Here is an 11867-nt window from a genome sequence, read left to right on the forward strand (position 1 = left end):
GAGTGAGCGCCGCGCCCGTCTTTTACCGCTTCGATTCGCTCAGCGAATACGCTCTTGAGCTTCTGTCGAGACCGCCCGAGCCGGTCGAGCTGCCGGTGCGTGCGGAACTGTTCGGCACGCAACGTCTGGAGCAACACGGACGCAGTCTTGCCCGCGCACAGGTCATCGACGACGAGACCAACGCTGCAGGCACCGCACCGTTCTTCCCAAGGGTCGACCGCAACCTCGAATCGCTGCGTCAGGCCTTCGACTACATCGCGCTGACCTCCCGCAGCGGCCGCTACGTGTCGCCGGCGGCCGAGTGGCTACTCGACAACTTTCATCTGGTCGAGGCGCAGCTCCAGCAAATTCGCGAAGGCGTTCCGCGCAGCTACTACGCGCGGCTGCCCAAGCTGGCGGCGCAACCGCTGGCCGGTCTGCCGCGTGTCTATGGCATTGCCTGGGCCTACGTGGCGCACACCGACAGCGTGCTCAACAACGAGCTTTTCACCGCGTTTCTCAACGCGTACCAGGAGGTCGACGAACTCACGCTGGGCGAGCTGTGGGCGTTACCGACGACGCTGCGCGTGGTGTTGCTCGAAAACCTGCGCCGCGTCGCCGAGACCATCGCCGCAGCCAAGGTGGGGCGCGAAGTTGCGCACGCCGCGTGGGATGCCGCGCCGTCGCTCTCCGAGCAAGACCTCGATGCCATCCACGCGGCGTTGCTGAGCCGAGGCCTGGCCGCCAGCTACCTCACGCAGCTGTGGCAACGGCTGCCGGTCGAGCAGGGCGAGACGCCGCCGGCGCTGGTCCGCTGGACCGCGCACCACTGCACCAACGGCCCCGCGTTGATCGGCGATGCCCATGCAGAACAGGCCGCGGCCAATCTGACGGTCGGCAACATCATCACGACGCTGCGCATGATCGGGCAGGTCGAATGGGCAGACCTGATCGAGCCGGTGAGCCGATCGCTTCGCGTGCTGCGCGAGTTGCCGAGCTATGGCCGTGAAAGCGAACTCACGCGACAGCAAATCACGCATGCGATGGAGCAGGTCGCGCGCACCACGGCGCGCCCCGAGCGCGAAGTGGCGCTGGCCGTGGTGCAGCTCGCGAGCGCGCCGGCCAATCCGCTGATCGAGGAATCCGACGATGCGCACTGGGCGCACGCGGAGCGCACCGCCGGCTACTTCCTGTTCGGCCGCGGCCGCCCGGCTTTGATCGCTGCACTGCGGCCTGCGAACCAGGGTGCAACTGCGGAGACAAACGCGCCACCCGCGGCCGGCTTGAAGTTTTCCGGCGGCTGGAAGTTGCCGCTGTACATCGGCGTCGTGGCAGTCGGAACGGCGCTTTTTCTGGCGCTTGTGGTGCGCGCATTGCACGGCGCCGACGGGCCCGATGCGGGCTGGACGACGACCGTCGCTCTCGTGCTCATGCTGTGGCCGCTTTCCGAAGTGGTGATCGCGTTGATGCACCGCATCGTGTCGGAATCCGCGCGCGTGCAGCCCTTGCCGCGGCTCGATTTCACGGGCGGTATCCCGGCAGCGCATCGCGTGCTGGTCGTGGTGCCTGCGATGCTGACCTCGAGCCGCAACAACGCGCGGCTCGCACATCGGCTCGAGCTTCACTGGCTGGCCAATCGAGAAGCGCAGGCGCAGTTCGCACTCCTGACCGACTGGGCAGATGCTTCGCAACAAAGCCTGCCGGAAGACGCAGCCTTGCTCGACGACGCACTGCACTGCATCGCATCGCTGAATGCCCGGTATCCCGTGCCTCCGGCGGCATCACCCGACGCAGCGCCACGCTTCGTGCTGCTACATCGCCCGCGCAGCTGGAGCGAAACCGAGCGCCGCTGGATCGGCTGGGAGCGCAAGCGCGGCAAGCTCGAGATGCTGATGCGCTGGCTCGCTGCGGGCGACAGCAGCGGCTTTGTCCCGCTGGCGCCCGGCCTTCAGTTGATGCGCGACATCCCTTACGTCGTCACGCTCGACAGCGACACCGGCCTGCCTTCGGGCGCACTGTGCGAGCTGGTGTCGATCGCAGCGCACCCGCTGAACGCGCCGCAAATCGATGCGGCCACGCGACGCGTCGTCGCGGGCTTTGGCATCCTGCAACCGCGCATCGTCACGCCATTTCCGGAGCGCAACGAGCGCTCGGCTTTCCATTGGTTGTTCGCGGGCCAGTGCGGTATCGATCCTTACAGCAGTGGCGCGTCGGACGTCTATCAGGACTTGTTCGGCACCGGCTCCTTCACGGGCAAGGGGCTGCTGCATGTCCGCGCGCTACACGACACGCTCGACCGCCGGCTGCCCGAAGGCGCGGTGCTAAGCCACGACCTGCTCGAAGGAACGGTGGCGCGTTGCGCGGTGGTCAGCGACCTGGTGCTCGTCGAAGACCATCCACACCACGCCGGCGTCGCGGCTTCGCGCATCCATCGATGGACTCGCGGCGACTGGCAACTGCTGCCGCTCATGCTGCGTCCGCGCCGCTTTGGCATCGACCTGCTGGGCCAGTGGAAGATGTGCGACAACCTGCGCCGCGCCATGGTCGTGCCCATGTCCGCAGCGCTGCTCGCCTGGGTCATCTTCACCGGCGCGTTGCCGCTCAACCTGGCATTGAGCGTGGTGCTGCTCGCCATCACGCTGGGGCCCTTGCTCGGCGCGCTCGCAGGTCTGGTGCCGACGCGGCGCTCCATCGAGCTCCAGCATTTCTTCGACGTCGGCTCGACCGAACTGCTTCGCGCCATCGCGGGCGCGGCATGGCAGTTCACACAGCTCTTTGCGCAGACCAAGCTGCTGGCCGACGCCACGCTGCGCGCGCTCTGGCGGCTCGCCGTCAGCCGCCGGCATCTGCTGCAGTGGACGACGGCCGACCAGTTGCAGGCTCAGGCGCGTTACAGCCCCGGGCCGTTCTTGCGCGCCGGCACCTTTGCCAGCTTGCTGTGCCTGGCGCTGGCTGTCGCGTCGCACTGGAGCGCCGACCCGCTGCTCGCGCCGGTGCTGTTTTTGATCTGGGCCTGCGCGCCGCTGGTCGCATGGCTGAGCAGCCGCGTGCCGCATGCGAACGAAGCGGCGCACCCCGTCACCGACGACCAGCGCGACTACCTCGCCACGCTGGCGCGCGACACATGGCGCTTCTTCGAGCGCGTGGTCGGCCCCGAAGACAACCACTTGCCGCCGGACAACCTGCAACTCGAACCGCAGCCGACCATCGCCCACCGCACCTCGCCGACCAACATCGGCATGTACCTGCTCGCGACCTGCTGCGCACGCGAGTTCGGCTGGATCGATTCGCAGGCATTGGTCGGGCGGCTGGGCGCCACGCTCGACGCCATCGACAAGCTCGACAAACATCAGGGCCACCTCTACAACTGGTACGACACGCAGACGTTGCGATCGATGCCTCCGACCTATGTGTCGAGCGTAGACAGCGGCAACATGGCGGGGCACTTGTTGGCTGTGGCACAAGCCTGCCGCACCTTTGCAAACGAGGATGCCGGCGGAGCTGCCGGCAGCGCTGCATCGGCGCACTCGCTGGAAGCGATCGCCCAGCGCTGCGAGGCGCTGTGCGCCGCCATGAATTTTCAAGGCCTGTACGACGCCAAGCGCCACCTGTTCCACATCGGCTTGCGGGTCGACGACAACGCGCTCGACAAGAGCTACTACGACCTGCTGGCTTCGGAGTCGCGCTTGCTCAGCTTCCTGGCCATCGCCAAGGGCGACGTGCCGCGCCGCCACTGGATGGCACTCGGACGCCCCTTCCTGTCGGTCGGTGCGCGCGCCAGCCTCAAGTCGTGGTCGGGCTCGATGTTCGAGTACCTGATGCCGGCGCTCGTCATGCCCGAGCCCGACGACGGTCTGCTGCAGGTCGCCAACGCTGCAGCTGTGACGGAGCAACAGGCTTACGGCAAGGCGCAGAAGCTGCCCTGGGGCGTGTCCGAGTCGGCCTACTTCGCGCAGGACCACTCGCTGGCCTACCAATACTCGCCCTTTGGTGTGCCGCGCCTGGCCTTGCGCCGCACGCCACCGACCGACCGCGTGGTCGCGCCCTATGCGAGCGCGATGGCGGCGTTGATGGCGCCGGCCGATGCGGTGGCTAACCTGCGCTTGCTCGAATCGCTCGGTGCGCGCGGCGACTGCGGCTTCTTCGACGCGGTCGATTTCACCGTGTCGCGGCAGCCTGAAGGCGAGCCGCTCAGCGTCGTGCGCAACTTCATGGCGCACCACCAGGGCATGTCTTTGGTGGCGTTGTGCAACGTGCTGCGCAACGACGCGCCGCGGCGCTGGTTTGCCAGCGCGCCGCTGGTCGAAGCCCATGTGTCGCTGCTGCACGAGCGCACGCCACGGCAGATCATCGGCAGCGCCGATCCGCGCACACCGCCGGAACCTGCCGAAGGCGAAGCGCTGCCGGTGTTCCAGCCACGCGTCGTCGATCCGTCGGCGCCCGGTTTCCAGCCGACGCACCTGCTGTCGAACGGCCGCTACACCGTCGCGCTGCGCGCCAATGGCGCCGGAGTGAGCCGCTGGCGATCGTTCAACGTGACGCGCTGGCGCGACGACCCGCTGCGCGACAGCTACGGCACGTTCTTCTACCTGCGCGACGTCGGCGACCGGGTACTCACGTCTGTCACCGCCCTTCCCGCGCCCGGCGAAGGCTGGAACTACCGCGCCCGCTTCCTGGCCGATCAGGTGCAGTTCGACGCCCGCACCAAAGACCTGCACGTGCGAACCACGGTGCTCATCAGCCCCGAAGACGACACCGAGCTGCGCACCGTCGCCATCCATAACACCGGCACAGAGAGCCGCACGCTCGAACTGATCTCGTACTTCGAGCCGGTACTGTCGAACCCGAAGGCCGACGAGACCCATCCTGCCTTCACCAACCTCTTCGTCGAGACGCGTTGGGAGCCGACCTGGCGCGCCGTGCTGCTGTCGCGCAAGCCGCGTCTTCACGGCGACGCCGTGGTGGCAGCGGCGCACTTCGTGGCATCGGTCGACGCGCATGTCCTGTCGGTGGATTGCATGGTCGATCGCCGCGCCTTCATCGGCCGCAACCGCACGCTAGCGACGCCCGCGCTCGACCCGCAACCGATGACGGCCGATGGCAAGCCGATCAACGGGCTCGACGCCATCGCCTGCCTGCGCGTCAAGCTCGAGATCGCCGCCGGTGCGACGGCCCGCGTGACCTTTGCGACCGCGGCCGACGAGAACGTCGAAGCGCTTCTCCCGAGCATCGACCGCTACCTGCAACCGATGCATGTGGAGCGTGCCACGCGCATGGCCGCAACGCTGGCGCAGGTGCGACTGCGCGACCTCAGCATCGACCCCGCACAGAACCTGGCGCTGCAGGACCTCACCACCATCCTTACCTACACAACGCCGCGCGTGATGAGCGACCGCGGGCTGATCGACTTGCATCAGATCTGGCGCTTCGGCATCTCGGGCGACAAGCCGATCGTGCTGGTGCACATCCATTCGGTGACGGGGATGCGGCTGGTGAACACCCTGCTGCGGGCGCAACCCTGGTGGGGATTCGGGGGCGTGGCCTGCGACCTGGTCGTGCTCAACAGCGAGCCCAATTCGTACCTGATGCCGCTGCAGCGCGAGATGGAAGCCTTGCGCGACCGGGTGGCGCAACAGACGCAGAACAGCTTTCCGCGCAACGATGCGGCCGGCTTCTATCTGCTGCGCGACCATGAAGTGGCGCCTTCGGAAAAGGCGGCGCTGTCGAGCCTGGCGCGCGTGGTCTTCACCGCCGATGGCCGCTCTCTCGAAGTGCAGGTGGCCGCGTTGCGCGACGCGGCGGTATCGGTGTCGATCGTCGCGCCGCCCGCGCGCGTGGCGCTGTCGGCACTGCCCTCTGCCGCGCAATTGGCCGAATCGGTGACGGTGCCGCAGGGTGCGTTCGATGCCGCCACCGGCGAGTTTTGCTTCGAGGTCGACTTGAACCGGCGCACGCCTCGGCCGTGGATCAACGTGATCGCCAACGCGTCGTTCGGCTTCCAAGTGTCGGAGTCGGGCATCGGCTACACGTGGGCGGTCAACAGCAGCATGAACCAGGTCACGCCGTGGTCGAACGACCCGGTGCAAGATCCGGCCTTCGAGCACTACCTGCTGCAGGACGTCGACACGCGCGAGCTGATCCCACTGACACCCGCCGGCCGCGGCGCCGGTGCTTCGCGGCATCGCGTGCGACACGGCCAGGGCTACACCGTGTTCGAGTGCCTGCATCACAACCTGGTACTGGAGACGACCTTCTTCGCGGACCGCGACGACGCCGTCAAAGTCGTGCATGTGAGCGTGCGGCATGAGGGCATCGGGCAGCGCCGCCTGCGCGCTCTGGCGATGGTCGAGTGGCAGCTCGGAGCCGCACGCGGCGCGCGCCGTACCGTTCACACATGGAAGCCGGAGGACCAGGCCGCGGTATTCGGGCTGCAGCGCGAGTCGAGCGCAGGCTTCGGCGGCAGTGCGGGATTCGTGCAACTCACCGGACTCGACGGCTTGTCGGCGCCGCTGCAATGGACCTGCGACCGCAGCGAATTCTTCGCCGGCCGCGGCATGGTCGAACTGCCAGACATGCTCGGCCAGCGAGCCGGCAGCGGGCTCGACGCCTGTGCCGCCATCGCTGGCGAGTTCACGCTCGCGCCAGGGCAGACCGCGCGCTTCAGCTTCGTGCTCGGTCATGCGGAGAGCGCGGACGCCGCACAGCAACTGGCAAGGCGCTGGCAAGCACGCGACGCGTTGCAGGCACTGGCGCAAGTGCGCGCTTTCTGGGACGACCTGCTCGGCCGCCTGCAGGTGCGCACGCCCGACCCGTTGCTCGATGCGCTGGTCAATCGTTGGCTGCCGTACCAGACGCTGGGATGCCGCCTGTGGTCGAAGGCCGGTTTCTACCAGGCCGGAGGCGCCTTCGGCTTCCGGGATCAGCTGCAGGATGCGATGGCCTTCGCCGTGACCGATCCGGCGCGACTGCGCGAGCAGATCCTCGTCAACGCAGCACGGCAATTCCCCGAAGGCGACGTGCAGCATTGGTGGCACATGCCCGGCGGTGCCGGCGTGCGCACGCATTTCTCCGACGACCTGCTGTGGCTGCCTTACGCCGCAGCGCACTACGCCGAAGTCACCGGCGACCTGACGCTGCTCGACGAGCGAGTCCCCTTCATCGACGGTCCGGCGATTCCGCCTGGCGCCGAAGACGCCTACTACGCACCGCAAATCTCCAGCCAGACGGCCAGCCTGTTCGAGCACGGCGCGCGCGCCATCGACCACAGCCTGGCGGTCGGCGCGCACGGCCTGCCGCTCATGGGCACCGGCGACTGGAACGACGGCATGAACCGCGTCGGCAATGAAGGGCGCGGCGAATCGGTCTGGCTCGGCTGGTTTCTCTGCAGTGTGGTCGCAGCCTTCTCGCCGTTGGCTGAAGCGCGCGGCGAGCACGAGCGCGTGGCGCGCTGGGCAGAAGCACGGCGCGGCTGGATCGCCGCCCTGCACGATGCCGGCTGGGACGGCGCCTGGTTCCGCCGTGCCTACTTCGACAACGGCGCTGCACTGGGTTCATCGGCCAACGACGAGTGCCGCATCGACCTGATCGCGCAGGCGTGGTCGGTGATTTCCGGTGCGTCGAGCGAGCGCTTCACGGCGCCGGCAATGGCCTCCGTGAAGGAACATCTGTTCGATGCGCCGGCCGGCCTGTTGCGCCTGCTGGCGCCGCCGTTCGCCAAGTCGGAGAACAACCCCGGCTACATCCAGGCCTATCCGCCGGGCGTTCGCGAAAACGGCGGCCAGTACTCGCACGGCGCGGTGTGGGGTCTGATGGCGCAGGCGCTGAGCGGCGACCACGAAGCAGCGTGGCGCAGCTTCGAAGGCCTGAGCCCCGCCCATCGATCAAAACATGCCGAGCGCGGGCGGGTCTATGAACTCGAACCCTACGTGATGCCCGGCGACACCTACGGCGCAGCGCCCTACGTCGGCCGCGGCGGATGGAGCTGGTACACCGGCTCGGCGGCCTGGCTGCACCGTGCGGCGGTCGAGACCTTGCTCGGCCTCGATGTGCGTGGCGACCGGCTCTCGGTGACACCGCGGATTCCGGCGCATTGGCCGGGTTTCGAAATGACGGTGAAGCTGGGTGGCCGGACTGTCGAGATCCGGTGCGCGCGCGCCGGGACTGATCGCAATGCCGATGCAGAGGGCGGCCCGGTCCAACAGGTTGCGCCTGGCGAATGGGTCGACTGGAGAGCGCTGCCGGAAGGGACTGTCTTGCAAGTCGAAATGGGGACTGCGCAAGGCGGTGCTGCGGGACTTTGAGATGGGTGAGCTGTCGAGAATGCGCCTGCGGTGTTTGCTTGAACGGCCAGAGTCGGGCCAGGAGCGGTCATACAGCGCATCAAGTCGAAAGACCGCTTCAGACGGGTTGCGGTTTCGCCAGCGCGTTGATTGGCCAAAGTCTGACATCCGTCGGATGGTCGTTGGCATCTACTTCAGTAGGTCTCAGCTCGGGCCCGCCCCACGATGCCTACGTGCCACGGTGACATCAGGTTCCACATGCGTTCGCGGCCGTTTCCCGTGCCTCGTGCAGCCGTCGCCAGCCTTGCGGGCGCAACGTGATGCGGCGCTTGCAGTCGCCATCGGCAGCGCGCTCCACCAGCCCGATCTTTTCCAGGGGCAGCAGTCGCTGGAGCAAGCGCGAGGCCGGCGTGCGCAAGGTGCGGGCGAGTTCCGTCGCGAGCACCGCGCCGCCGGCGGCATCCAGCATTGTCAGCAGCACGAAGTCGACCCACGACAGGCCGTGGTGGGTGCCAAGTTTGTCGTCGAGCATGAACACCATCGCCGCGTGCTCCAAGTGCCGGTCCACGCAGGCCTGCAAGGCTTCTTCGCTCATGGCGCCAGCCCTTGCAGTTCGCGATGGCGCTGCTCCAGCGCTTTCAGTTCGCCCGCGTAGTCGAAGCCCGAATCGCCACGTTCCTTTACGAGCTCCAGCACTTGGAAGTCGAGTCCTTCGACGCCGCTGCGATACCACTCGGCCTGCAGCACGCGGTCTGCATGTTTACCCATGCGCAATTCAAAGCGAGCACGATTCAGCGCCGCGTGCACGTTGCGGCTCGCGCCGAGCAGCAGGTGACCGCTCGCGTGGTCGCGGATGGCATAGATGCCCATGGGCGGGAAGGCGTCACGCGCCTGGCGCGCGATCGCCCGCCGCGCCGATCGCGACGCTTGATTGGCGGAAGAGTCCATCTTTTTTCTCCTTGTGACGGTAGTAGAGGCCGTGCAGCACCAGCATGGCCAGGAACGCGACAGGACAGGCCCAGAACATGCCTGCCAGTCCGAAGCGCGCTTCCAGCGCCACGGCAACGGGCAATTCGATGCCAACGATCGCAGCCATGCTCAGCAGCGCCGGCACCAATGCGATGCCGCTCGCGCGCATGGCACTCACCAAGACGTTGCCCGACCCAAGCAACACCACACCCCATGCCACGGTGCGCACGACGGCGACTGCCTGCTCCAGGACAGGGCCTGGCTCCAGGAACACGCGCAACGCGAATGGCGCCAGTAGGTGCCCCGCGACGACGAACAGCGTGGTCACCAGTGCGTTCAAGCGCAACCCCGTGCTCACGATCGCCGGCAGCCGATCGCGTCGTCCTGCCCCAACTGCGTGCGCGCTCAAGATCGCCGCGGCAATGCCCAGGCTCATTGCCGGGAACTGCACCCAGCTGAGGACCTGCATCGCTGCGCCATAGGCGGCAGTCGAGCTCGACCCGTGGCGGTTCACCAGGCTCAGCAGCACGATCTCCGCAAGCGCCATCGCCAGCATCTGCAAGGAGGCCGGCAGGCCGATGCGCAACATGCGTCTGGCGATGGTCGCACTCGGTTTCCAATCCTGCCAATCCGCGCCAGGGGCGAGCGGATGGTCATGCAGACGCCAGTGCCGTATCAACACGGTTAGCGCGGCCAACTGTGCGACGAGGGCTGAGACTGCCACGCCAGCCGCGCCCATGGGCGTGCCTGCAACGAGCAGCGGTGTGCAAACCGCGCCAACCAGCGTCGCGGCCAGCAAGGCCCACATAGGTGAGAGCGCGTCGCCGGTGCCACGACTCAGGGACAGGCCCGCCCACACAACGAATACAAAGGGCATCACCAGAAACATGGCGCGCGCATAGCCGATCGCCGTCGGCAAGATTTCTGGCGGTGTGCCGAGTGCTCGCATCAACCACGGCGAAGACCATGCACCGGCCACCGAGACCGCAAGCCCCATACCAAGGGAAGTCAGAAAGGCCGTCGCACCGACCCGGCGCACCTGCGCAACATCGCGTGCCCCCCATGCTTGTCCCGCAAGGATGGTCGAGCCGGCCCCCAGTCCGATGATCAGCGAGAGCAGCAAGAAGAACACGGGAAAGAACGACGCAGCTGTCGCGATACCACGCACGCCCAGCAGATGCCCGAGCCAGAAGCCATCGAGCAGTCCGCCCGTGCTTTGCAGCATGTGCGTCAGGATCAAAGGCTTCAGCAGAGTGAGGTAGTGCGCGCGCAGAGCGGGCGCCGGTCCGTCGGGGGTTGTCGTGTCTCGCGTGTTCATGAGGGCTCTGGTGGATTGCGGGCGTGCGTATGCCCGCAGCGCAGCGGCCAGGAGCCGCGCGTTGATTGCAAAAATGGGAAAGAGGCCCGGCTTAGCCGGGTGCAGGTTCGGCGAGTTCCAGCACGTACGCCTGCACGTCGTCTGGCCATGAGGCCATCTGCGTCACCAGCCGCTCGTGGTCACCGGCAAACAATGCCCGCGATGCTTCCTCGAAGCCGGCCAGGCTGCCGGCCAGTGTGGACATGGCGTGATACGCGCGGTCGCGCGCTTGGCGCGTCCGGTCCCGTTCGCCGCCGTTGCGCCGCGCTTCGTGCACGAGCTTACGCAAGGCCACTGAGGCGCCGCTCGGTTGCGCGGCAAGCCAGTCCCAGTGTTCTGGCAGCAGCGTCACTTCCCGCGCGACCACGCCAAGCTTGGGGCGACCGCGACCCTTGGGCGCTTGGACCGGCGCAGCCACGGTGTAACGCGCCGCAACGGCTTGCTCGCCACCGCGCAGGTCAAGGTCGGCCGACTGACCGCTGGCATTGCTGAAGATCAACGGATGCCCCTCGGGCTGCGCCTGCTGCGCGCGCAGCACTGCCACGGCGACTTCGTGCAGGGGACCGGCAGCGAGGCGGCGCCCGTCCAGGAAAGCGGTGTGGGTGAGTGGCATGACAAGGTCCATGCCGTGAATTCTATCCGGGTTAAATTCAAGAGTAAATAACATCCGGGTAAATTCACTTGGCAACATGGGCCGCCCATCGCCTGGCCAAGGGGATGCGAGCGGCAGGGTCACGGCGCCCTCCAATTAAATCGATCTTGAGTGGCGTCAACGTACCAGCGGCTCAAAAGCGTTGGCACTCGGCCTTCGAAGTTTGTCCAACTTCTGGGAGTCAGTTCAGGACGAGGTGCCCCAATCACTCAACATTCTTTTGAGCGCGCACCACTGGGAAGCCGATTGCGAAAGTCGTACCTTCTCCAACAGTGCTGCTGCCAGTAATCCAGCCTCCATGCGCGGCCACAACTTGTCTGACCATCGCGAAGCCGAAGCCATGCGTCCTGGCGTCGCGTGACGTCATGTTGTGAGCCGCTTGAATGTCTCGTTCAGACGCTGAGAGCTTCGCACCTTCGGTTAGGCCCTGCGGCTCGCGGTCGAGCAACGCGTCCAGCACGCCCGGCGCCATGCCGGTACCTTCGTCCTGAATGATCACCACAGCCTCCACTCCTTCCTCGAAGTTGCAGCTCGCCCGAATGGTGTCCCCGGGCGCACTGTGCCGAATCGCGTTTTCCAAGAGATTGGCGAACACTCGCAGCAGCATTCCTCCGTCCGCGCGCACGAGGTC

Annotated in this window: 6 protein-coding genes; 1 reads left to right on the plus strand and 5 read right to left on the minus strand. The window is 66.9% G+C overall.

From position 1 onward, the window contains the following. The first annotated feature begins 2 nt into the window (after positions 1 to 2). On the plus strand, positions 3 to 8279 hold the full coding sequence (locus QN413_RS11335) for a GH36-type glycosyl hydrolase domain-containing protein (protein WP_323496704.1): 8277 nt from the start codon (positions 3 to 5) through the stop codon (positions 8277 to 8279). Positions 8280 to 8505: 226 nt separating this feature from the next. Here QN413_RS11335 and QN413_RS11340 read toward each other — a convergent pair whose 3' ends face one another. The 5 genes from QN413_RS11340 to QN413_RS11360 all read right to left on the minus strand — a co-directional run. After that, positions 8506 to 8853, minus strand: a complete 348-nt coding sequence (locus QN413_RS11340) for a hypothetical protein (RefSeq protein WP_323496705.1) — start codon at positions 8851 to 8853, stop codon at positions 8506 to 8508. After that, positions 8850 to 9206 carry a GIY-YIG nuclease family protein gene (locus tag QN413_RS11345; protein ID WP_323496706.1) on the minus strand — a complete coding sequence of 119 codons (357 nt, stop codon included), beginning with the start codon at positions 9204 to 9206 and terminating at the stop codon, positions 8850 to 8852. The genes QN413_RS11340 and QN413_RS11345 overlap by 4 nt, the downstream gene beginning before the upstream one ends. After that, complete coding sequence (locus QN413_RS11350; RefSeq protein ID WP_323496707.1) at positions 9142 to 10545, minus strand: MATE family efflux transporter; 1404 nt, start codon at positions 10543 to 10545, stop codon at positions 9142 to 9144. Before QN413_RS11350 ends, QN413_RS11345 begins: the two co-directional genes overlap by 65 nt. 91 nt (positions 10546 to 10636) lie before the next feature. Beyond that, positions 10637 to 11197, minus strand: coding sequence for a DUF2239 family protein (locus tag QN413_RS11355; RefSeq protein WP_323496708.1), 561 nt, complete (start codon positions 11195 to 11197; stop codon positions 10637 to 10639). Between the two features lie 244 nt (positions 11198 to 11441). Further along, positions 11442 to 11867, minus strand: a 426-nt coding sequence (locus tag QN413_RS11360) for an ATP-binding protein (RefSeq protein WP_323496709.1), incomplete at its 5' end; no start/stop codon positions are given.

Source organism: Variovorax sp. LG9.2, assembly GCF_035018885.1.
Taxonomy (GTDB): domain Bacteria; phylum Pseudomonadota; class Gammaproteobacteria; order Burkholderiales; family Burkholderiaceae_C; genus Variovorax.